The following is a 22,123-nucleotide window of genomic DNA, read 5'->3' as shown; positions in this document are numbered from 1 at the left end:
GCATGTCTGACGGACCCTCCGGGGCAATCGACGGTTTCTCGGTGGAGAGCGTCTACGCCGAGCTGCTGAGCCGCGCCCCCGAGAACAAGATGGAGCCGCGTATGGCGCCGCTGTTCCGGGCGATGGAGGTGCTGGGGGAGCCGAACAAGGCGTTTCCGATCATCCACATCACCGGAACCAACGGCAAGACCTCCACGGCACGGATGATCGAGGCCGGGCTGCGGGCCTACGGGCTGCGCACCGGCCGGTACACCAGCCCGCACCTGAGCAAGGTCACCGAACGGATCAGCATTGACGGCGAACCCGTCTCCGACGAAACCTTTGTGCGGATCTGGGACGAGATCCACCCCTACCTGGACATTGTCGACGGCGAACTCACGGCCGCTGGGGAGCCGCGCCTGACCTACTTCGAGGCCATCACCATCCTCGCGTTTGCGGTTTTCGCCGACGAGCCGGTGGACGTTGCGGTCATCGAGGTGGGCCTGGGCGGCATTACCGACGCCACCAACGTGGGTGACGGCTCCGTCGCCGTCGTCACGCCCATCTCCCTGGACCACACGGAACTGCTGGGCGACGACGTGGCCGACATTGCGATGGAAAAGGCCGGCATCATCAAGGAGGGCGGCTTCCTGATCAGCGCCGCCCAGCCCATGGAGGCCGCGCAGGTGCTGCTGGAAAAGGCGCGCGAAGTGGGCATCCCGTACCGCTTCGAGGGCGTCGAATTCGGCGTCGAGTCCCGTGTCATGGCGGTGGGCGGGCAGATGCTGACCATTACCGGACTCGCCGGACGCTACGAGGAGCTGCTCCTGCCGCTGCACGGCAAGCACCAGGCGGAGAACGCCGCCCTGGCCGTGGCTGCACTGGAGGCCTTCATTGGCGGAGGCACCAAGGAACTGGACGTGGAACTGCTGCGCACCGGGTTCTCCACCGTGACCTCGCCCGGCCGCCTGGAAGTGGTGCGCACGGCGCCCACCATCGTGGTGGATGCCGCGCACAACCCCGCCGGTGCCAAGGCTGCGGCGGAAGCGGTGCTGGAAGCGTTCAGCTTCACCTCGCTGGTGCTCGTGGTCGGCATCCTGGCCGAAAAGGATTCGGTGGGCATCCTCACCGAACTGCGGGAGACGCTCGGCGACCAGATCGCCGGAGTCTGCCTCACACAGTCCAGCTCACCGCGCGCCCTCTCGGCCGAAGACCTGGTCCAGGACGCCGTCGACGCAGGCTTTGCCGACGAAGACCTGCAGGTGGAACCCGGCCTGGACAACGCCCTTGAATGGGCGGTGGCCAAGGCCGAGGAAAACAATGACCTCGCCGGCGGCGTGCTCATCATTGGCTCCATTACCCTGGTGGCCGAAGCGCGCACCCTTCTCGGAAAGTAAGCACCATGGCAAAACTCACCAAGGCGCAGCGCGAATGGCGCCCGGGAATGCCCAAAAAACGGCGTTCCATCCGTATGATGTTCGCTTCCACCGTTCTGGTCCTGGAAGCATTCCTGGTGCTCTTCGCGACGCTTGTCGTCTTCGGCCTGCAGCGCGACGAGCTGTCCCCGGCGATCATCTTCAGCGGCGGGCTGGTCCTCTTTGCGGCATTGATCGGGACCTGTGCGATCCTGTCCAAGCCGGCAGGTCCGGTGATCGGCTGGATACTGCAGCTGGTCATCATTGCCACCGGCTTCCTGGTACCGGAGATGTTCCTGGTCGGTGCAGTCTTCGCCGCCACCTGGTGGTACGGACTGAAGACGGGCATACGCCTGGACCGGGAGAACCGGGTCCGGGACCGCGAGCAGGCGGAATGGGAAAAGGCCCATCCCGAGGACTCCTCGGCTTCCGGAACTGCCGGCGAAGCCGCCGCAGACTAGGCTTAGACTCGAAAACCGCAACTTCGCAAGGAGATACACCGTGAGCACCGAGCGCACACTTGTACTGATCAAGCCCGACGGCGTGGAGCGGAAGCTCTCCGGCGCAATCCTGGCACGGGTGGAAGCCAAGGGCTACACCCTGGTGGAGCTGAAGAAGGTGAACGCCACCCGTGAGGTGCTCGAAGAGCACTACGCAGAACACGAGGGCAAACCGTTCTACGAACCGCTGGTTGAATTCATGCTCAGCGGTCCGATTGTTGCGGCCATCTTCGAAGGTGAACGCGTCATCGAAGGTTTCCGGTCCCTGGCCGGCACCACCGACCCCACCACTGCAGCTCCGGGTACCATCCGCGGAGACTTTGGCCGTGACTGGGGCACCGCAGTTCAGCAGAACCTGGTCCACGGTTCGGATTCCCCCGAGTCCGCTGCCCGGGAGATCGGCATCTGGTTCGGCAAATAGTCGCCCAAGAAGCGTAAAACCGCGAGGGCCTGAGCATGGGATTGAACCGTGCTCAGGCCCTCGCGGCTTTTTAGAGCCCCAGTACGGCTGAGGCGATCAGGAAGTAGATGATCAGGCCCGTTGCATCCACAAAGGTGGAAATAAAGGGGTTGGAAAACACTGCCGGATCCACCTTGAGTGCTTTGCCCAGCAACGGCATCAGCCCGCCAACGCTGGCCGCCATGGTGCAGACCCCCAGCAGCGTCAGGCCAATGACCAGGCCCAGCGGCACGGTGAACAGGAGGGAGGCAACCACGAACCCCAGCCCGCCCAGTAGGATGCCCAGCCAGGCGCCTACCCGGACCTCCCGGGCCAGGACCTTGAAAACGTCCCCGGGCCGTACGTCACCCAGCGCCAGGGCGCGGGTAATGGTGGTGGCTGCCTGGTTGCCGGTGTTTCCGCCGGTGCCGATCAGCAGGGGAATGAACAGGGAGAGCACCACCTGCTCGGCCAGGGTGGCTTCGAAGGCGCCCATGACCTGGACCGTCAACGTTGCGCCCACGGCCAGCACCAGCAGCCAGACCACGCGGGCACGCACAATACTGCGCACCGGGGTGGCCAGATAGGGCCGGCGCAGCGGTTCTGCACCGCCGGCCCTTGCCGCATCCTCACTTTCGGCGTCCTCCAGAATGCCCAGGGCATCGTCCACGGTCAGGATTCCGACCAGCCGGGTCTCGGCGTCGACAATCGGCAGCACCAGGACCTTCGCATCAGCGCAGTACCGGGCCGCTTCCTCTGCATCCAGTGTGGCTGGGGCGGAGAGCGGGTCCTTCATCAGAGCCGACACAGGGTCTGATTCGGCGGCGCGTAACACGTCCCGCAGGGAGACCACGCCCACCAGGCGCCGGCCCTCGTCAACAACCGGAATCGTGTAGATGCTCTCGGCGTCGTCCAGCTGGGCACGGACGCGGGCCATTGTCTGGGCGGCAGTGAACCAGGGGCGGGCCGTGACAAACTGCGGGCTCATGTAGCGGCCTACGGCGCCCTGCGGGTAACCGAGCACGGTGTTGGTGAGTGCGCGGTCCTTCTCGCTCAGTCCCAGGAGCAGGCGCTTGGCCACTGACGCGGGCAGCTCATCGAGCAGCGCCACCCGGTCATCGGGGCTTAGCCCGGCAAAGACCTCGGCCACCTGGGCGTCCTGCAGACCGGCCACAAGGTCAGCCTGGAGCAGGGCATCGAGTCTCTCGAAGACCTCCAGTGCCCGTCCCTTGGGCAGGGTGCGGAAAGCCAGCGCCCGGTCGATCGTGGTGAGGCGTTCGAGCTGTTCCATAGTCTCTGCCACGTTCAACCGCTCCAGGGCGCGGGCAACATCGGGCATGCTGTTTTTGTCCAGTGCATCGGCCAGCAGTTCGGCGCGGGCATCGAAGGTCAGGGTGGGGGACTTAATCATGAGCCGGGTTCCTCCGGTGGGGCACACCTTAGAGGCAGCGGCAGTGCCGCGGCGTGTGCAGGAAAATGAGCGGGGATGCGAAATACCGCTGCCGCACAAGCTCAGGCCCTGAAGGGGAAGGTCCGGAGTATTTAGAGGACCTTCAGTGGAAGGCGAGGCTCACGCGGGGCGGTAGATCGACTATGTCCGTCGTCCATGCGTGCGGTTCACCTCCTGACCTTCTAAAGTTGCATCGCCGGGTGGGCGCGCCAAAGCAGCACATCAAAACCCGGGTTGTGCTTTGATCCTACTCCAGATCGGGGATTGACCTGCACAGATGGTGCGGGGGAACACATCATGCCTGAGCTTTCCCCGCATCATCCTGCGAGGTCCTAAGGAATCAACCGATCTGCCCGCAGCCTGGCGAAGAGCTCCTTGAACGCATCCTCGGTGCGGCGATATCCGGTGAAGCCCGCCAGCCGGCTCTTGCTCATATCGGTCAACACCTCGATGTTGCGGCCCAGGTCAGCATCGGTATGCCACCACGATGCCAGCCTCTGAAGGTTCGGTTCTGCAAGGCCGTGGCGTGCAGCCAGCTTCTTCCACGCTTCACCCATGTCCGCCATCTGCTCCTCGAGCGGCCGTGGCGTGGAGTCGAAACCCACCGGCTCCACCCCGAAATACTCAGCCAGCCGCGGCCAGAGGGAACGCCAGCGGAAAACATCACCGTTGACCACGTTGAAGGCCTCATTGGCGGTGTTCACAGCGGTGGCAGCCCACAGCATGTGCTCGGCGAGCAGCCCGGCATCGGTCATATCCGTGATCGAATTCCACTGGGTTTCCGAACCGGGGAAAACAAACGGCAGGCCCAGTTCCCGGCACAGTGTTGCCTGCGCAGCCAGCGTCTGCCCCATGTTCATGGCATTGCCCACGGCAAAGCCAATGACCGTGTGCGCGCGGTGAACGGAGAAGGCAAAACCCTGCCGCTCGGCGGCCGCCATCAGCTCGTCTTCCTGTGCGTAGTAGAAGTTGTCCACCGGCAGCCGGGGTTCGTCCTCGGAGAACGGTGTGTCCGGCATGGGGCCCTCTCCGTAGGCCTCGAAGGGGCCCATGTAATGCTTCAGCCCGGTCATCAGCGCCACATGTTCCAGCGGGGCATGCTCCAGTGCCGTCAGGAGATTACGGACCATGGCGGAGTTGACGGCAATGTTCTCCACTTCTGTTTCCTGACGCGACCAGGAGGTGAAGTACACGTGCGTCGGACGCTTGTCGCCAAGCGCGGCGGCGAGGCTTTCGGGATTGGTCAGATCAGCGGCAACGGGCACGACGCCGGGGCGCGCCCCCTCCGGGGCGACTCCCTTTCGTGAGAGTGCGAGGACGCTCCAGCCCTCCTTTACGAGCAGGTCAACGAGGGCAGCGCCGGCAATTCCGGTCGCTCCGGCCACCAGGGCAGTGGGCGCAGAGTCCCTTGAAGCAGTGTGTGCGGGGGCAGTTCTCAGCATGGTTCTCCTGATCGGGTGGGGCGTGCGTCCGGAGCACGGCAGGGAATAACTGCCGTGTCCCGTGAAAGCGACAACCGGGCAGCGGCGGGGGAAATTCCTGACGTTCCGGCGCAAAGCCCCTAGGCTGGGCGGATGGCACACATCTATCACGCAGAATTGCACCCGGACAAAATGGAACTGCTCGCCTCCTGGCTGCCCACAACGGCATGGTTTCCCGGCGTCGGACAGCTTCCACTTGAACGTGTTGGTTCCTTCCGTTTCGATGATCCGGAAGGGAAAGTGGGCATCGAGACCCACCTCGTTGCCGTCGGGGTTGACGTTCTTCAGGTCCCGCTCACCTATCGAGACGCCCCGCTGGAGGGGGCGCAGGAGTTCCTGATCAGCACCATGGAGCATTCGGTGCTGGGCCGGCGCTGGGTCTACGACGCCTGCGGGGATCCGGCGTACGCTCAGGCGCTGGCGGCTTCGATCCTTTCCGGCCAGGGTCAGGCGCCGCAGTACTTCGAGAACGACGGCGTCCGGGAGGGCATTCCGGAGTCCGTCAACGTTGTGGCCAGCGGCCTGCCGGACGGCGAAGAACTGGCGGAGGGCCCGCAGCCGGGGCCGGCGGATCTTCCCGTGGCACGCATCAGCACCGGCGACTGGGAACTATCCGTGGTGCGGGTGCTGGAGCTCGGGGGAGAGGCGGTGGCTGATCCGTCAGTAACCGCCACCTGGAATGGACAGGACGTTCCTGTCCTCCTGGCCTGGGCGCTGCCGGCCGACTGATCCGCCGCCACAAAGCCAGTTCCCGGTCGAGCGTCGCGTTGATGCCTTCTTGCCCGGTCGAGTGTCGGGCAGATGCGTCTGAAGCGACGGCTATTCCCGCATTTTTGCGACACTCGACGGGGCGAATCAGTCAATAGTGAGGATCAGTCGATAAGAAAATCAGCCAATAAACGAACTCATGAACCGGAAGAAGATTGACGCAGCGGTGGCCACCCACAGCAGCGCAACAATCACCCACGCCCATTCCGAGAAGAACTTCACCACACTGGGAGAAGCGGGCAGGACGCCGTGGGCCATGTTGCGCAGTGTGGTGAAGACGAAGAGCGGAATCATGGCTGTCCAGACGACGATGCAGTAAATGCACAGTACGTAGATGTCGAACAGGGCCTGGCTCCACAGCCAGACCACGAACACCATGCCCAGCGTGACGCCGGCCTGCAGGCCCAGCCAGTACCAGCGCGCATACCGTGCACCGGCCAGCATCCCGACGGCCGTGGTAATGACAACCGCAAAGGCCACAATGCCGATCAGCGGGTTGGGGAAACCGAAGATCGCTGCCTGCCACGTCTTGAACACTGTTCCGCAGGAAACCCAGGGGCTGATGTCGCAGCTGGTGATGTAATTGGCGTCGTCGTAGACGCGGAGCCGTTCCAGGACCAGAACACCGGAGGCCAGCCAGCCAACAATGCCGGTAATGAGCATGATCCAGGCGAAACCGCGTTCCGGGCCTTGCCGCTCGGGGGCCTGATGAGTGGCCCGTGGGTTGGCTGCACTGGAAGGCACTGAGATCTCCTTTTGGCTGTGGGCGATATGTGTCGAGTCTATGCGCTGCTGCGGGCCAAAAAGACGGGCATGTGAGATAATGACTGTGGCTGATGGCGGAACCACATTCCGGCACCGGTCCAGCGACAGGCTTCCGGTTCTGTCGGTGACGCTTCCCAGTCAGTTCGCCCATCAATCCGGATGGGAACCAGGGAATCCGCCGATAAGACCTACCCGCAGCGGCAACGTCGTGAACGTGCCGCGAGTAGCAGGAAAAGCGCCGCTGGTCTTCGAGTGATACCGCGCCCTACAGATGGCGCGACCTCGGATGACATCCAGACGACTTCCGGCTGGCGGCAGGCAACTGATGCCCCCGTACAGCCGACACATTGCCCGCTGGGCATTGGAATGTGGCCAGTGCCGCAGGGGCCGGAGCGTAGCCTTTTATGAGTGATGCACTGAATAATGACCTAGCAGCAAACGAGAAAAACGCCGAAGCTGCATCCTTGGAAGATGCACCGCAGGCCAAGGAGCCAGCCAAAAAGGCCACCCGCAGCCGCCGCAAGTCGGTGGCTGCTTCTGCACCTGCGACTGAAGCTCCAGCGTCCGATCCTTCGGTGGAAGCAGCTCCTGCCGACCCAGCCTCGGTGGAAGCAGCTCCTGCCGAGAAGCCCAAGCGTGTACGCGCCTCCCGTCGCAAGACGGTTCCCGCAGGCGAAGCAACAGACTCTGCGGAGGCACCTGCTCAGCCCGCCGCCGAAATGGCAGGCACCACGGAGCCGGCTGTACCCGAGGCAACAGCGTCCACTGCCGGTGCTGCAGCCAAAGCCGCACCCGAGGATGGGGCGCCGGTGAAGGCGGTCCGTCGTCGTCGTGCGCCTGTCAAGAAGCCGGCAGCTGCACCCGCGGCCGAAGCAGAAGCTCCTGCTGTTCCGGAAACCGAGGCTGCGGCCGAGAGCCCGGAAACTCCGGTGGATGCCGCGGCAGCTCCAGTTGCCAAGGCTGCACCCAAGACCCGTGCCCGGCGCCGTCCGGCCAAGGCCGCCGAGCAGGCACCCGAAGCTCCTGCCCAGGCTGACTCTGCAAACACGGCAGCCGATGTGCCTGCCGCCGAAGCCGTCCCGTCCGGCACAGTGCAGCAGCCAGTGCAGCAGGAGGAAACGCAGCAGCAGGAAAAAGCTGCAGCCGAAGACTCTGACGCCGCTTCCAGCCTGAACCCGTTTGCTGTTCCCGCCCTGCCGTTGTTCCACGCGCCGGATCTGAGTGTTGTTCGCCCGGTCCCCGCTCAGGACGCCGCTGAGGGTGCAGAAGATGACGAGGACTCAGAGGAGAACCGGAGCCGGCGGCGCAGCCGGCGCGGCCGCAACCGTCCCCGCAGCGAATCCCAGCCGTCAGCACATGCCTCCGCAGCCGAGGCCGATTCCGGTTCCGAGGCCTCCCCGGAGGAAGCCGCCGCGGGGCCGGACAATGCTGAGGGCGTTACGTCCCGCCGTCGTCGTCGCCGTCGCCGCGGAGATGCCGATCTGGAACTGACCGGCGGAGCCGATGATGATCCGCCCAACACGGTAACCCGTGTCCGTGCACCGCGTGCCCACGCCGAAGCGCCCGTGTCCGACCGCGTGACCAGTGTTAAGGGCTCCACGCGTCTGGAGGCCAAGAAGCAGCGCCGCCGCGAATCTCGCGAGTCGGGCCGCCGCCGCCACGTGATCACCGAAGCCGAGTTCCTGGCCCGCCGGGAATCCGTTGACCGGCAGATGATTGTCCGCCAGCGTGATGAGCGGATCCAGATCGGTGTCCTCGAGGACGGCGTGCTGGCGGAGCACTTCGTTTCCAACACCCAGCAGGACTCGCTGATCGGCAACGTCTACGTCGGCAAGGTCCAGAACGTGCTGCCCAGCATGGAAGCCGCCTTTGTGGACATTGGACGCGGCCGCAACGCCGTACTGTATGCCGGCGAGGTCAACTGGGACGCCGCAGGCCTGGATGGCCAGCCGCGCCGCATTGAACTGGCGCTGAAGTCCGGCGACTCCGTGCTGGTCCAGGTCACCAAGGACCCGGTGGGCCACAAGGGTGCACGCCTGACCAGCCAGATCTCCCTGCCGGGGCGTTACCTGGTGTACGTGCCGGGCGGCTCCATGACGGGTATCTCCCGCAAGCTGCCCGATGTTGAGCGGAACCGGCTGAAGAAGATCCTCAAGGACCACCTGCCCCAGGACGCCGGCGTCATTGTGCGCACGGCCGCCGAGGGTGCATCCGAAGAGGAGCTGATGAATGACATCAACCGGCTCCGGGCACAGTGGGAGACCATTGAGGCCAAGGCCAAGTCCACCAAGACCCTGGCTCCGGAACTGCTCTACGGGGAACCGGACCTGACCATCAAGGTGGTCCGGGACGTCTTCAACGAGGACTTCTCCAAGCTGATCGTTTCCGGCGATGAAGCCTGGGACACCATCGAGGCTTACGTCACGTACGTGGCGCCTGATCTGGTGGACCGGCTGGAAAAGTGGACCAAGGACGAAGATATCTTCGGCGCTTACCGCATCGACGAGCAGATCGCCAAGGCGCTGGACCGCAAGGTATTCCTGCCCTCGGGCGGCTCGCTGGTCATTGACCGCACTGAAGCCATGACTGTGGTGGACGTCAATACGGGCAAGTTCACCGGCACCGGCGGCAACCTCGAAGAAACCGTCACCAAGAACAACCTGGAAGCGGCCGAGGAAGTTGTCCGGCAGCTGCGGCTGCGGGACATTGGCGGCATCATTGTCATTGACTTCATCGACATGGTCCTCGAAGCCAACCGCGACCTGGTGCTGCGCCGTCTTGTGGAGTGCCTGGGCCGGGACCGGACCAAGCATCAGGTGGCAGAGGTGACGTCGCTGGGCCTGGTCCAGATGACGCGTAAGCGCATGGGCACCGGCCTGTTGGAGGTGTTTGGCGAAGAGTGCGAGGCATGCGCCGGCCGCGGCGTCATTACTCATGACATTCCCGTGGAACACCGCCGCAGCACCAGCTACAACGGCAACCCCGCGAACAGCGTGGTGGCCCATGCTGTCTCAGAAGAGAACCACCAGCAGCACCTGAAGCAGGAAAAGCAGTCCCGCGGTGACCGTAAGCGCAGCCGCAGCCGCGGCCAGGGTGCACCGCAGCACAATCCCGCCGTGGCGGCCGAAGAGCCGGCCAAATCGGAGCAGCCGAGCCAGGACGACGCCGAGCGGCAGGCCAAGGCGGAGGCGGCACGGGCGGCGCTGGCAACCATTGCCGCTGCAACGGCTGCCGCCCACGACACCGTTGAGGCGGGGGAGAAGGCTGCAGCCCTGAAGGAGTCGGAGCAGGCGGCAGCAAACGAGCCTGCTGAGCGCCCGGCTGAAGCAACGGATTCCGAGGCAGGCGCCGTGCTGAAGATCCAGGGCGAGACCGTAGTGGTTCCGCGCCGGGATCGCCGCCAGCCGGTCCGGGAGGAATCCCGGTTCACGCTGCAGAGCCTCACCGAGGCGTTCGATGACGTGGCTGCCGCCGGCTCACCGGAGCAGAACCAGGCACCGGAGCAGAACCAGGCACCGGAAAGCACTCCGCCGGCAGCAACGACGGCGGAGACCACCGATGAAGCAACGGGAGCCAGAGCCGGTCAGCCTGCCGGGCGGGCACCGCGGCGGTCCCGCCGCAGCAGTGCCGCGGCCCGGAACGTCCAGGCTCCTGCACCCCAGGAAGCTCCGGCGGTGACCAGGGAAGCCCCTGCAGCCGTCCGGACTGCCCCTGTAACTGCCCCTGAGGCTGCTCCTACACAGTCCGCTGCACCGGTACGGTCAGCTGCACCCGCCGCTGCACCCGCCGCCGCACCGGCGCGGGCGCCCCGCCGTCGTCGTGCTGCCGGAAGCCCCCAGGGTGCGGCAGGAGCGGACGCCATTCAGACCGGCGGAGCCGAGCCCGCGCCGGCTCCCGTAGCCGTGCGCCGCGCGGTTGTACCGGCACCGGCTCAGAAGCAGGAGAAGCGCCGCGAGACCACCGGAAACGCACCGGTGATCCTGGGCGTCGGCGTTCCGGCCTCGGAGCTCTAGCCGGTTCCGGCAGCGCCCGTACCCGTACCAAGGAAAGGAGGCGGCCATCCCCAAACGGGGGTGGCCGCCTCCTTCAACTCACGGGAGGACACCGGTCGCCCGGAAATGCTATAAAGTAGAACAAGAGCAGTGACGTCCGAAGAGGCGGTGCGCCCGGAAGCCCCCAGCATTTGCGGGTTATCGGTTGCGTAGCGTAACCTTGAACTTCGGTGCGAACGCCTTCAAGACCGTTTTCGGTACAGGGCGTGACTGCATGGCGCAAGGCAGGCGAATATTTCAGCCCAGCCAAATGCGCATCCAAGTATTAAACGTCGAGAGAAGTGAGTTCCCAAGTGGTGTACGCGATTGTCCGCGCTGGCGGCCGCCAAGAAAAGGTTTCCGTCGGAGACCTCGTAACCCTGGACCGCGTCCCCGGTGGAGCCGGCAGCACTTTTGAGCTGCCCGCCCTGCTATTGGTTGATGGCGACCAGGTCACCTCTTCCGCACAGGACCTGGCCAAGGTCACCGTGACGGCAGAGATCGTTGAGAATTTTCGGGGTCCGAAGATTGTCATCCAGAAATTCAAGAACAAGACCGGCTACAAGAAGCGTCAGGGCTACCGCTCCTCGCTGACCAAGGTCAAGGTTACGTCCATCAACTCCTGATTCTCGTGCCGGCTCCACCAGGGGCCGGAACGCGGGAAGTATCCCGCCCCTGAGTTTCATAATCAGTAAAGCAAAGGCAGGCAGTAGAAAATGGCACATAAGAAAGGTGCGAGTTCCACTCGCAACGGTCGCGACTCCAACGCCCAGTACCTCGGCGTAAAGCGTTTCGGCGGCCAGGTTGTCAAGGCAGGCGAAATCATCGTTCGCCAGCGCGGCACCCACTTCCACCCGGGTGAGGGCGTTGGCCGCGGAGGCGACGACACTCTGTTCGCCCTCGAAGCAGGCGCAGTTGAATTCGGCAGCCGTCGTGGCCGCCGCGTCGTGAACATCGTGGCTGCTGCAGCTGCCGAGTAATCACCGGCAATTAGCTTTTCCGACGGGGCGGGCCTTGATGGCCCGCCCCGTCGTCTTTTAAGCCAAGTAGAATTGGCATGATCAAGTAGTTCCTTTGAAGGAGAACCATGGCCAGCTTTGTAGACCGTGTAGTACTGCATGTTTCGGGCGGTACAGGCGGCCATGGTTGCGTGTCCGTCAAGCGTGAAAAGTTCAAGCCGCTGGGCGGGCCCGACGGCGGCAACGGCGGCGACGGCGGCGACGTCATCCTGCGCGTTGACTCCAGTGCCACCACGCTGCTGGACTACCACCATGTTCCCCACCGCCACGCCACCAACGGCGGCAACGGCATGGGCGACTGGCGCAACGGCAAGACCGGCGAAACGCTGATCCTGCCGGTGCCGGACGGCACCGTGGTCAAGAACAAGGACGGCGAAGTCCTGGCCGACCTCGTGGGTGAAGGCACTGAATACATTGCGGCCGCCGGCGGCCAGGGCGGCCTTGGCAACTCCTCGCTGTCCTCGCAGAAGCGCAAGGCCCCGGGCTTCGCCCTGCTTGGCGTTCCCGGCGACGAGCGGGACATTGTCCTGGAGCTCAAGTCCATTGCCGACATTGCCCTGGTGGGCTTCCCGTCCGCCGGCAAGTCCTCGTTGATCGCTGCCATGTCCGCAGCCCGGCCCAAGATTGCCGACTACCCCTTCACCACCCTGATCCCGAACCTGGGCGTGGTGGAAGCCGGCGACGTCCGCTTCACCGTGGCAGACGTTCCCGGACTCATCGAAGGTGCCTCCGAGGGTAAGGGCCTGGGCCACAACTTCCTGCGCCACGTTGAGCGCTGCGCCGCCCTGGTGCATGTGCTGGACTGCGCCGCGCTTGAGACGGACCGTGATCCGCTCGGCGATCTGGACATCATCGAGAAGGAACTCGACAAGTACACCGTGGACATGAGCTTCGCCGGCACCGACGGCGACGTTGTCCCGCTGAATCAGCGTCCGCGCCTGGTGGCCCTGAACAAGGTGGACGTTCCCGACGGCCGTGACATGGCCGAATTTGTGCGCCCGGAACTGGAGAAGCGCGGCTACCGTGTCTTTGAAGTATCCGCGTCCAGCCATGAGGGCCTGAAGGCCCTCGGATACGCCATGGCGGAAATCGTCCGTGACGCCCGCACTGCCGTGAAGGCTGCCCCGCCGCGGGTCAAGACCCCCACGCTGCGTGTGCGCAACGCGGACACCAAGGGCGGCTTCAGCATCCGTAAGGAAGAGCGCAACCTTGAGCCGCTGTTCCGCGTCCTCGGCGACAAGCCGGTGCGCTGGGTTGCCCAGACCGACTTCACCAATGACGAGGCTGTGGGCTACTTGGCCGACCGCCTGGCCAAGCTCGGTGTGGAAGACAAGCTCTTCAAGGCCGGCGCCAAGCCCGGCGACGCCGTGGTGATCGGTGAGGGCGACGGCGTTGTCTTCGACTGGGAGCCGACCATGATTGGCGGTGCCGAGCTGCTGGCAGCCTCGCCGCGCGGCTCGGACATCCGCATCGAAGAGTTCTCCCGGCCCACCCGTGAGGAAAAGCGCGAAGACCATCAGGCTCGCCGCGATGCCCGGGCGGCAGCACGCGCCGAACTGGAAGCGGAGCGCAAGGCCGGAATCTGGACCGAATCCGTGAACTATAAGCACAACCCGCCGGCAGCGCCCAAAGACGGCGAATAGCGGCTTCACACAGCCCGGACGGGCGCAGGATATGCATAAAGTGGTGGGGATATGACTGAACACACAGCACCCCCCACCACAGTTCCTGCGCCCAAACGGGCGCTACGCTCCCGTTCCGGGCTCGCTCGGGCGCAGCGCATCGTCGTCAAGGTGGGCTCGTCCTCCCTGACCTCTGTTGCCGGCGGCATCTCGGATGAGGCCCTCACCGGACTGGCCGATGTCCTGGCTGTGCGCCGCGCCGCCGGCACCGAGATCATTCTGGTGTCCTCCGGCGCCATTTCCGCCGGCCTGGCACCACTGGGGCTGACCAAGCGCCCCACCCAGCTTTCCTCCCAGCAGGCCGCCGCGTCTGTAGGACAGGGCCTGCTGATGGCCCGTTACACCGAAGCTTTCGGCCGCCACGGCGTCACCGTCAGCCAGGTCCTGCTCACCGTCGAAGACCTGATGCGCCGCACCACCCACGCCAACGCCAACCGGGCCATGGAGCGGCTGCTGAACTTCGGCGTCGTGCCCATCGTGAATGAAAATGACACCGTTGCCAGCCACGAAATCCGCTTTGGCGACAATGACCGCCTAGCCGCCCTTGTGGCGCATCTGGTGAAGGCTGACGCCTTGATCCTGCTCTCCGACGTCGATGCCCTCTATGACGGCCCGCCCGCCGAAGGTGCAGTGCGCATTCCGCAGGTCACCGGCATGCAGGACCTGGAAGACGTGCGGATCGGGAAGGTCGGCGGAGCCGGCGTGGGCACCGGCGGCATGGCCACCAAAGTGGAAGCCGCCACCATCGCCGCCCAGTCCGGTATTCCCGCCCTGGTCACCTCCACCGCCAACGCCGCCGCCGCACTGGCCGGCGAGGATGTGGGCACCTGGTTCACCGGGCGGGGACGCCGCCAGCCGGTGCGCCTGCTCTGGCTGGCACACGTGGCCCGCATCCAGGGCACCCTGGTGGTGGACGACGGCGCCGCCAAGGCTGTTGCGGACCGCCGCCGGTCGCTGCTGGCTGCCGGGATCAGCTCGGTGGCGGGACATTTTGAGCCGGGGGACCCCGTGGCCATTGCCGATCCGGCCGGAAACGTCATTGCGCATGGACTGACCAACTACGGGTCCGACGAACTGCCGCAGATGCTCGGACGGTCCACCCGGGAGCTCTCCAGGGAACTGGGCCGCAGCTATGAACGCGCCGTGGTGCACGTGAATGACCTGGTGATCCTGCAGGACCACAAGTCCGGCGCATCGGAGTCCGCAGCTTCGTTGTCCGGGGCATCCGCTCGGCAGGGATCCTCCGTTGCCAGCACTGAGACCGCCAATACACTGGGAGGATGAGCGCCGTGAATGCACACACCGAGACCGCCGCACCGGAACCGACCGAAGAGGCAACAACCGAAACCGGGCTCACCGAAACCGGGCTCACCGAAACCGAGCCTGCTGAAGCAGCGGCTGCTGACCCTGCCGGCCTGACGGCCGCGGAGGAGGTAGAGACCGGAGTCCATGCAGCGGCAGACCGGGCCCGCATCGCGGCCCGGCGTCTGGCCCGGGCAAACCGTGCCTGGAAGGATCTGGGTCTGCAGGAAATCAGCAGGAACGTGGTTGCCAAGCGGGACCTGGTGCTGGCTGCCAACGCAAAGGACGTGGCCGCCGGGAAGAAAAAGGGAACCTCGGAGGCAATGCTGGACCGGCTGACCCTGACGCCGGAACGGATTGATGCCCTGGCCGCGGCCCTGGAGATGCTGGCCGGTCTGCCGGACCCGGTAGGCTCGGTGGCGCGCGGGCAGACTCTGCCCAACGGGCTGCGCCTGCGCCAGGTGCATGTTCCGCTGGGCGTGGTGGCAGCCATTTATGAAGCCCGCCCCAACGTAACGCTGGATATTGCCGGCCTGGCGCTGAAGAGCGGCAACGCCGTCCTGCTCCGCGGCGGCAGCGCCGCCGAGAACACCAACGCAGTGCTCGTAGACATCATCCGCGACTCGCTGGACGCTGTAGGCCTGCCGGCGGACGCCGTGCAGAGCGTCGATGCCTACGGCCGTGCCGGTGCCAATGTCCTGATGAAGGCCCGCGGCAAGGTCGATGTCCTGATTCCGCGCGGCGGCCGGGACCTGATCCAGACCGTGGTTGCCAATGCCGCTGTTCCGGTGATCGAGACCGGCGAGGGCAACGTTCACATCTACCTGGACCAGAGCGCCCCGGTGGAGATGGCGGTGGACATCCTGCTCAACGCCAAGACCCAGCGGCCCAGCGTCTGCAACACAGTGGAAACCCTTCTGGTCCACCGCGACGCAGCAGCCGCAGGTGATGTTCTGGCCGCACTGGCCGCGGCCGGCGTGCGGCTGCATGCCGATGAAAGGGTGCGGGCCATCCTTCCGGCCGGCGTTCAAGCGCAGCCGGCCCTCGACGAGGACTGGGGGCGGGAGTACATGGACCTTGACCTCGCCGTGGCCATGGTGGATGACCTGGACCAGGCACTGGCCCACATCCGCCGCTGGACCACCGGCCACACGGAGGCGATCATCACCAATGATCTTGCCAACGCCGATCGTTTCATCGCGGAAATCGACTCTGCAGCAGTGATCGTGAACGCCTCAACCCGGTTTACCGACGGCGGTGAGCTTGGCCTTGGTGCCGAGGTTGGTATCTCCACCCAGAAGATGCACGCCCGTGGCCCCATGGGGCTGAAAGAACTGACCACCACCAAATGGATTGTCCAGGGCGACGGACAGATCCGCATCTGAGGTGCGTCCGCGGTGCGTCCGGGGTACGCTCGGGCGCGCCCCGAACACCGCCGGGTGCGGGTCACTCGCGCTTACGCGTAGACTTGGGGGAAACCAATACTCCGTCAGCTGCGGCCGGCGGGCTCAACACCTTTTAGCTCTCTAGGGGAGATTCATGCTGACCCAGCTTTCCGGCGCCGTACTTGCTGCCAGCGAGACGGCCGAACACCACGTGTCGATTCCGATGGACCCGATCATGTACGGGGTCATCATCATGGGCGCCCTGCTGGTCCTGATGTTCGCGACTATCTCCTTCCAGAGCGTGGGGAAGCGCCACGAAGCAACCCCTGAGCACGTTGACCCCCAGCGTCAGTTCCCGAACAAGCATGACCATGGCCAGGGCATCGAGGGCTGATCCCTCAGTGGAATCAGTGGGAACTTTTCTGGCGACGGCACAGCCGGAGCAGAATCGCGGAAACCGGCGGGTAAGGCTCGGCGTGATGGGCGGCACTTTCGATCCGATCCACCACGGCCACCTGGTGGCAGCCAGTGAAGTGGCTTCCGTCTTTGATCTGGATGAAGTGGTCTTTGTGCCAACGGGGGAGCCCTGGCACAAATCGGCACGTGAAGTCAGTCCGCCGGAGCACCGGTACCTGATGACGGTGATTGCCACGGCGTCCAATCCGCGGTTCACCGTCAGTCGGGTGGATATCGACCGCCCCGGGCCGACGTACACCATTGACACGCTGCGGGACCTGCGGGCATCCCGTCCGGACGCGGAATTGTTCTTCATCACCGGCGCGGATGCCATGGCCCAGATCCTGTCTTGGAAAGACATTCAGGAACTGTGGTCGCTGGCCCACTTTGTAGGAGTTACCCGCCCGGGCCATGTACTGGAAAACATGGGCCGGGACGATGTCAGCCTGTTGGAAGTGCCCGCCATGGCCATCTCCTCCACGGACTGCCGGGAACGGGTAGCGGACGGAGATCCGGTGTGGTATCTCGTGCCCGACGGCGTGGTGCAGTACATCGCCAAACACGGGCTCTACGAAGCTGAACCGCGGCACGTGGGGAACTCCGCAGCCACCTCAGAGCCAGTAGCTTAATCAAACGAAACCGGATGGGTAGGAAATGACTAACGGTCCAGAGTCCGCAGACGCACCGCGGCGCAGCCGCCGGGCGGCTGACGTGCCGGTGGACGCCCCTGCCGGGCCCCGCGAGAGGGAGTCCCAGCAGCGGGCCAGGGATCGGGAGGCCCTGCGTGCGTCCAAGGCACTCGCAGATAAGCAGGTCCGTGCGGAGAACTCGGCGAACCCGCCGACCCGCCGCCAGCTGAGACTGCAGCAACAGCAACTGCAGCAGCAGCGGGCAGGCGCTCCCGGTACCCAAGCGAAGTCCGCAGAGCCGGCGGCAGGGAAACCGGCCGCGGCGAAGCCTTTGGCGACGCCCAAGGGCGCCGGGACGCAGAATCCTGCAGCCGCGAAGCCCCCGGCAGCAACACAACCGGCCGGCGCCTCCACATCCGCGGCGGCGACCAAGAAGCCATCCTCCACCACGCCTAAGAGTCCCGGCTCCAAAGCCGGGAAGCCTGCGGCCGTGCCGGTCGTGGACGCGGCTCCCTCCGTGCTGCACCCGGTTCGTGAGGGCGGACGCCGGGATCGCCGTCGTCGTGCGGAGCAGGACACCCCGGCGGCGGGCGTTCCGGCAACGGCGCCCAAGGCCGCAGGGGTGAAGGCCGGGGAAAAGTCCCCGGACCCCAACGCCGATGTTGCAGGTATGACCGTGGAGCAGGCGCTGGTGGCGCGAGAAGCGCTGCAGGCACAGGCCCGTAACCAGGTGGCAGCGATGGAGGCCATCCAGGAGAAGGATCCCAGCGCCGTCGATCTGGAACTACTGGCCCAGCAGAAGGCCCTCGCGGAACGGGCGGCGGTCCTGAACAAGCGCACGCAGAACATGCAGCGGCTGTCGCAGGAAAACGAGCAGCGCAAGCCCTCTGCCAGCGACCCCACCACCGCCCACAACCTGGCCATGGTGACGCCGCTGGAGTTTGTGCGGGTTCCCGGCATGGACCGGCCGGTCATGAGGCGGCCACCCACCTCGCATGTGCCTGTTGTCACCTCCACCACTCCGAAGCAGCCCGGCAAGGGGGTCCCGGCAGCGCCGCAGGGAGCTCCCCGCGCCGGAGATAAGCGCTTTGAGGTGCGCCGTCCGTCGGGTTCCACCGACGTGCGGCATTCCCGCATCCTGGCCCGGGCGGACGCCCTGGTCAATGCACCCCTGGATCCAGCCGAGGGCGCCAAGCCCGTCGGCGCACGAAGCGCTTTCGGGCTCGACCCGTTGGACGTAAAGACGGCCGGACTCGGCCGTACCCGGCGACTGCGTTTTGTATCGCTGGGCATTGGTGGTCTGGGCCTTCTGGCCCTGATCATCTCAGTAGCAATGATCGTCGGCGGCTTTGGCAGCTGATGTTAAACAAGGAGACACTTTGAGCGCCACCGAATCATCCATTGACATTGCACGGGTGGCCGCCCAGGCAGCCTCCGGGAAACTGGCCAACGACATCGTTGCCATTGACGTCAGCGATCGGCTTGCCATCACGGACGTGTTCCTGATCGCCTCAGCATCCAACGAGCGTCAGGTTAATGCCATTGTGGACGGCATTGAAGAAGAGCTGGCCAAGAAGAACCTAAAGCCGGTCCGCCGTGAAGGCCGCAGCGAGGGCCGCTGGGTCCTGCTCGACTACGCCAACGTTGTGGTGCACGTCCAGCATGAGGAAGACCGCGTCTTCTATGCGCTGGAACGCCTGTGGAAGGACTGCCCCGCCGTTGACCTGCAGATCGAGGATTCAGCGGCAGCAGCTCCGGCAGCCCCGGCAGCTCCGGACGCCGAGTAGCACCTGCCTCCTATGACTTCCTCCGCTGCCTGGGACCCCGACCGCACCGGCAAACGTGTCGTTTTCTGGCGGCACGGCCGCACTGAGTGGAACCGTGCCGGGCGGTTCCAGGGCCAGCAGGATATTGCTCTGGATCCGGCCGGTGCCCATCAGGCGGTCCAGGCGGCTGCTGTGCTGCGGCATCTGCATCCTGACGTTGTCATTTCCTCGGACCTGAGCCGCGCCCTGGTCACGGCCCAGGCTCTGGGGGAGGCCGCGGAGAAACCGGTCACTACGGATCCGCGGCTGAGGGAGACCTTTGCAGGAGCCTGGGAGGGAATGCTCTTTGCCGACATCTCCGCCCGGTTCCCCCGCGAACAGGCCGGCTGGGCGGCAGGCAGCGGCGACGTGCGCGCCGGCGGCGGCGAAAGCAGGCTGGATGTTGGCCGGCGCGTAGCCGAGGCAGTCACCGAAGCCGCCGATGCGCTGGCACCCGGGGGAACCCTCGTGGCAGTGAGCCACGGCGGCGCCATCCGTGCCGGGATCTGTGCGCTGCTGGGGTTACCCACCGACTCCTGGACGGTTATCAGCGGGGTATCGAACTGCCACTGGTCAGTGCTGGAGGAACGGGATGTCTCCGGCGGCGGTGTCCGCTGGAACCTGGCACAGCACAACGTGGGACTGGACTCCCTCCCCAGCGGCCCGCTGGAGGGATAATCCGCCGGAGGAATAGTCCCGAGGCCAGGCATAAACGCGGCGTGCGCGGCGTGAATTTCACCGGTGTAGTTCGATTTTGCACTCTGTTATTTCTGTACTAAAGTAGAGGAGTTGCTTCGGCCCGGGGGATACAAAATCCAACGGTTCGGGCATAGTGTAAATAGTTTGTTTGGGGCTGTGGCGCAGCTGGTAGCGCACCTGCATGGCATGCAGGGGGTCAGGGGTTCGAATCCCCTCAGCTCCACCAAAGATTTCGGGAAACCGGAGGATTTGCGGTGGAAACCCGGTTGCGGAAGCATCGGATAGCACTTGTTTTGGGGCTGTGGCGCAGCTGGTAGCGCACCTGCATGGCATGCAGGGGGTCAGGGGTTCGAATCCCCTCAGCTCCACCAAAACTCATAGAAGATCAGAAAAGTCCCGCCTAACCGCGGGGCTTTTTTGTTTGGCCGCCTGTCCCACCGGGTGGCTGCCGTGACAGGATGCTGGGATGGCTGTATTGCCCGGATTCCGCAACCGCTGTCCCGAAACTCCCTGACCATGGAACGAATCTCTGCGGCGCTGCTCCTTGCCTTCACCGCAGCGGCGCTGCTCTGGGCCAACCTGCCGTTCGGGGCGACGTACGCGCAGTTCTGGGGCACTGCCGTCGACCTGCAAGTTGGCGGCACCGCCGTGGAAATGACCTTCCACGACATTGTGAATGACGGCCTGATGGCTTTTTTCTTTTTCACCGTGGGGCTGGAGGTAAAGCGGGAGTTCACCATCGGCGAGCTCACCGAACCAGCCCGGGCGGTGGTCCCTGTGGCGGCGGCCCTGGCGGGACTGCTGGTTCCGGCCGGCATCTTTTTGCTCCTGAACCCCACCGGCGAGAACGCCGCAGTGTGGGGCGCCGTCATCTCCACCGACACGGCCTTCCTGGTGGGGGCACTGGCGGTGGCAGGTCCCAGGTTCCCGGGCCGGCTGCGGGTGTTCCTCCTGACGCTGGCGGTGGTGGACGACGTCGGGGCACTGGCTGCCATTGCCGTGTTTTATACGTCGGACCTGGACCTGGTTCCGCTGCTGGCCTGCGTCGCCTTGTTGGTGTTGGTGGGGTTGACCCGGTTCCTGCCGGTGGGCCGCGGCCCTGCGTACGCGGTGCTGAGCCTGGCGACGTGGGCCACACTGTATGCCTCCGGCGTGCACCCCACCCTGGCAGGGGTGGCCATTGCCCTGCTGATTCCGGTGTTTCCGCCGCGCCGCGGACAGGTCGAGCGGACAGCGGAGCTGGCCCGGGCCTTTCGCCAGTCGCCCAGCCCCGAGTATGCGGCTGCCACGGCGCGCAGCCTGAAGGAATCCATTTCCATCAACGAACGCCTGCAGCGCTCCTACGGGCCGTACGTGTCCTTCCTGATCCTGCCGCTGTTTGCCCTCGCCAACGCCGGTGTTCGGCTGGACGGTGAAACCCTGGCGGCTTCGGCCGCGTCGAGCCTTACCTGGGGCATTATCGCGGCGCTGGTGATCGGCAAGACGATAGGCATCACCGGAGCCACCGCCCTCCTGCGGGTCACCGGCATGGGCCAGCTGGCACCAGGGCTGACCCTGGCCCGGGTGGGCGGGGGAGCCATGCTGTGCGGAATCGGGTTCACCATCTCCCTCTTCATTGTGGAACTCGCCGTGGAGGATCCGGCGCTGCAGGCACAGGCGCGGGTGGGTATCCTGGCCGCGTCCGGCATAGCCTTTGTGCTGGGCTGGGGCTGGTTCCGCGCCCTTGACCGGGTGCAGCCGCCGTCGTCAGCGGGACGCTTTTTGGTTCGCCCTTTTGACCCGCAGCGCGACCATTTCCGCGGGGATCCAGCGGCACCCCTGCAGCTGGTTGAGTACGGTGACTTTGAGTGTCCGTTTTGTTCACGGGCCACCGGCTCCATAGATGAGGTCCGGGAGCACTTCGGGCAGCGGCTGGTCTACGTGTGGCGGCACTTGCCGCTGACCAGGTTCCACCCGCATGCGGTGGAAGCCGCCCGTGCCAGCGAAGCCGCGGACCGGCAGGGAGCGTTCCGGGAGTACGCCCAGCTGCTGTTCCGGCGCCAGGACCATCTGGAGTCCGAGGATCTGATCGGCTACGCAGGTGACCTGGGGCTGGATATGGAGCAGTTTCACGACGACCTGCAGTCCGCAGCAGTGGCCAACCGGGTGGAGGATGACGCACTGGATGCGGAGTTCATGGACCTGTCCTCCACCCCCACCTTCTTCATCGGCTCAGTGCGGCACACCGGGCATATAGACGCAGCTACCCTCATCCGGGAATTGAACATGTCCTCGGAACGGTAGTGGATGCGGCTGTGGTTCCCTGGGGCGGGAAGGGC

19 protein-coding genes and 2 tRNA genes are annotated in these 22,123 nt (G+C 65.2%); 18 read left to right on the top strand and 3 right to left on the bottom strand.

Annotation, left to right across the window (positions count from 1 at the left end):
• Positions 1-2 precede the first annotated feature (2 nt).
• From ABIB35_RS05660 to ndk, 3 genes are read left to right on the top strand one after another with little or no spacing between them, the layout of a single operon-like run.
• Positions 3-1,376 carry a bifunctional folylpolyglutamate synthase/dihydrofolate synthase gene (locus ABIB35_RS05660; protein ID WP_354179635.1) on the top strand — a complete coding sequence of 458 codons (1,374 nt, stop codon included), beginning with the start codon at positions 3-5 and terminating at the stop codon, positions 1,374-1,376.
• 5 nt (positions 1,377-1,381) lie between these two features.
• Positions 1,382-1,855, top strand: coding sequence for a DUF4233 domain-containing protein (locus tag ABIB35_RS05655; RefSeq protein WP_354179633.1), 474 nt, complete (start codon positions 1,382-1,384; stop codon positions 1,853-1,855).
• Between the two features lie 40 nt (positions 1,856-1,895).
• Entirely contained in the window at positions 1,896-2,315 is a 420-nt protein-coding gene (gene ndk, locus ABIB35_RS05650) for a nucleoside-diphosphate kinase (protein ID WP_354179631.1), read from the top strand.
• Positions 2,316-2,385: 70 nt separating this feature from the next.
• Here ndk and mgtE read toward each other — a convergent pair whose 3' ends face one another.
• Together mgtE and ABIB35_RS05640 are read right to left on the bottom strand one after the other, a co-directional pair.
• On the bottom strand, positions 2,386-3,744 hold the full coding sequence (gene mgtE, locus ABIB35_RS05645; RefSeq protein ID WP_354179629.1) for a magnesium transporter: 1,359 nt from the start codon (positions 3,742-3,744) through the stop codon (positions 2,386-2,388).
• Between the two features lie 371 nt (positions 3,745-4,115).
• Positions 4,116-5,225 carry an SDR family oxidoreductase gene (locus tag ABIB35_RS05640; protein WP_354179628.1) on the bottom strand — a complete coding sequence of 370 codons (1,110 nt, stop codon included), beginning with the start codon at positions 5,223-5,225 and terminating at the stop codon, positions 4,116-4,118.
• Positions 5,226-5,357: 132 nt separating this feature from the next.
• Here ABIB35_RS05640 and ABIB35_RS05635 point away from each other — a divergent pair, with 132 nt between their 5' ends.
• Positions 5,358-5,993, top strand: coding sequence for a CG0192-related protein (locus ABIB35_RS05635; protein WP_354179626.1), 636 nt, complete (start codon positions 5,358-5,360; stop codon positions 5,991-5,993).
• A 159-nt stretch (positions 5,994-6,152) separates the two neighbouring features.
• Here ABIB35_RS05635 and ABIB35_RS05630 read toward each other — a convergent pair whose 3' ends face one another.
• Entirely contained in the window at positions 6,153-6,782 is a 630-nt protein-coding gene (locus ABIB35_RS05630; protein WP_502915739.1) for a vitamin K epoxide reductase family protein, read from the bottom strand.
• A 419-nt stretch (positions 6,783-7,201) separates the two neighbouring features.
• Between ABIB35_RS05630 and ABIB35_RS05625 the strand changes: the two genes are divergently transcribed.
• The 14 genes from ABIB35_RS05625 to nhaA all read left to right on the top strand — a co-directional run bounded on the left by ABIB35_RS05625 (position 7,202) and on the right by nhaA (position 22,088).
• Complete coding sequence (locus ABIB35_RS05625) at positions 7,202-10,810, top strand: Rne/Rng family ribonuclease (RefSeq protein WP_354179624.1); 3,609 nt, start codon at positions 7,202-7,204, stop codon at positions 10,808-10,810.
• A 332-nt stretch (positions 10,811-11,142) separates the two neighbouring features.
• Positions 11,143-11,454 (top strand): 50S ribosomal protein L21, encoded by a 312-nt coding sequence (gene rplU, locus ABIB35_RS05620; protein WP_104053917.1) that lies wholly within the window; start codon positions 11,143-11,145, stop codon positions 11,452-11,454.
• Positions 11,455-11,544: 90 nt separating this feature from the next.
• Positions 11,545-11,808 carry a 50S ribosomal protein L27 gene (gene rpmA / locus ABIB35_RS05615; RefSeq protein ID WP_104053918.1) on the top strand — a complete coding sequence of 88 codons (264 nt, stop codon included), beginning with the start codon at positions 11,545-11,547 and terminating at the stop codon, positions 11,806-11,808.
• Between the two features lie 107 nt (positions 11,809-11,915).
• Positions 11,916-13,490, top strand: coding sequence for a GTPase ObgE (gene obgE, locus ABIB35_RS05610; protein ID WP_354179622.1), 1,575 nt, complete (start codon positions 11,916-11,918; stop codon positions 13,488-13,490).
• Positions 13,491-13,541: 51 nt separating this feature from the next.
• Positions 13,542-14,813, top strand: a complete 1,272-nt coding sequence (proB, locus tag ABIB35_RS05605) for a glutamate 5-kinase (RefSeq protein WP_354179620.1) — start codon at positions 13,542-13,544, stop codon at positions 14,811-14,813.
• A complete protein-coding gene (locus ABIB35_RS05600; protein ID WP_354179618.1) occupies positions 14,810-16,216 on the top strand; it encodes a glutamate-5-semialdehyde dehydrogenase in 1,407 nt (468 codons plus the stop codon). Before proB ends, ABIB35_RS05600 begins: the two co-directional genes overlap by 4 nt.
• A gap of 154 nt (positions 16,217-16,370) precedes the next feature.
• Complete coding sequence (locus ABIB35_RS05595; protein WP_354179616.1) at positions 16,371-16,610, top strand: hypothetical protein; 240 nt, start codon at positions 16,371-16,373, stop codon at positions 16,608-16,610.
• 28 nt (positions 16,611-16,638) lie between these two features.
• On the top strand, positions 16,639-17,301 hold the full coding sequence (gene nadD, locus ABIB35_RS05590) for a nicotinate-nucleotide adenylyltransferase (RefSeq protein WP_502915738.1): 663 nt from the start codon (positions 16,639-16,641) through the stop codon (positions 17,299-17,301).
• Positions 17,302-17,326: 25 nt separating this feature from the next.
• Entirely contained in the window at positions 17,327-18,661 is a 1,335-nt protein-coding gene (locus ABIB35_RS05585; RefSeq protein WP_354179613.1) for a hypothetical protein, read from the top strand.
• 19 nt (positions 18,662-18,680) lie between these two features.
• Complete coding sequence (rsfS, locus tag ABIB35_RS05580) at positions 18,681-19,088, top strand: ribosome silencing factor (RefSeq protein WP_354179612.1); 408 nt, start codon at positions 18,681-18,683, stop codon at positions 19,086-19,088.
• Positions 19,089-19,100: 12 nt separating this feature from the next.
• The gene (locus tag ABIB35_RS05575; RefSeq protein ID WP_354179610.1) at positions 19,101-19,784 is read left to right on the top strand and encodes a histidine phosphatase family protein; all 684 of its coding nucleotides are present in this window, start codon (positions 19,101-19,103) and stop codon (positions 19,782-19,784) included.
• Positions 19,785-19,955: 171 nt separating this feature from the next.
• Positions 19,956-20,031: transfer RNA gene (locus ABIB35_RS05570), tRNA-Ala, on the top strand.
• 69 nt (positions 20,032-20,100) lie between these two features.
• Positions 20,101-20,176, top strand: a tRNA-Ala gene (locus ABIB35_RS05565).
• 145 nt (positions 20,177-20,321) lie between these two features.
• Positions 20,322-22,088, top strand: coding sequence for a Na+/H+ antiporter NhaA (gene nhaA / locus ABIB35_RS05560; RefSeq protein WP_354179608.1), 1,767 nt, complete (start codon positions 20,322-20,324; stop codon positions 22,086-22,088).
• Positions 22,089-22,123 lie beyond the last annotated feature (35 nt).

Source organism: Arthrobacter sp. UYP6 (genome assembly GCF_040547315.1).
GTDB lineage: Bacteria > Actinomycetota > Actinomycetes > Actinomycetales > Micrococcaceae > Arthrobacter_B.
Note: the sequence above shows the minus strand (reverse complement) of the source record. Positions and strands in the feature narration are given on the sequence as shown.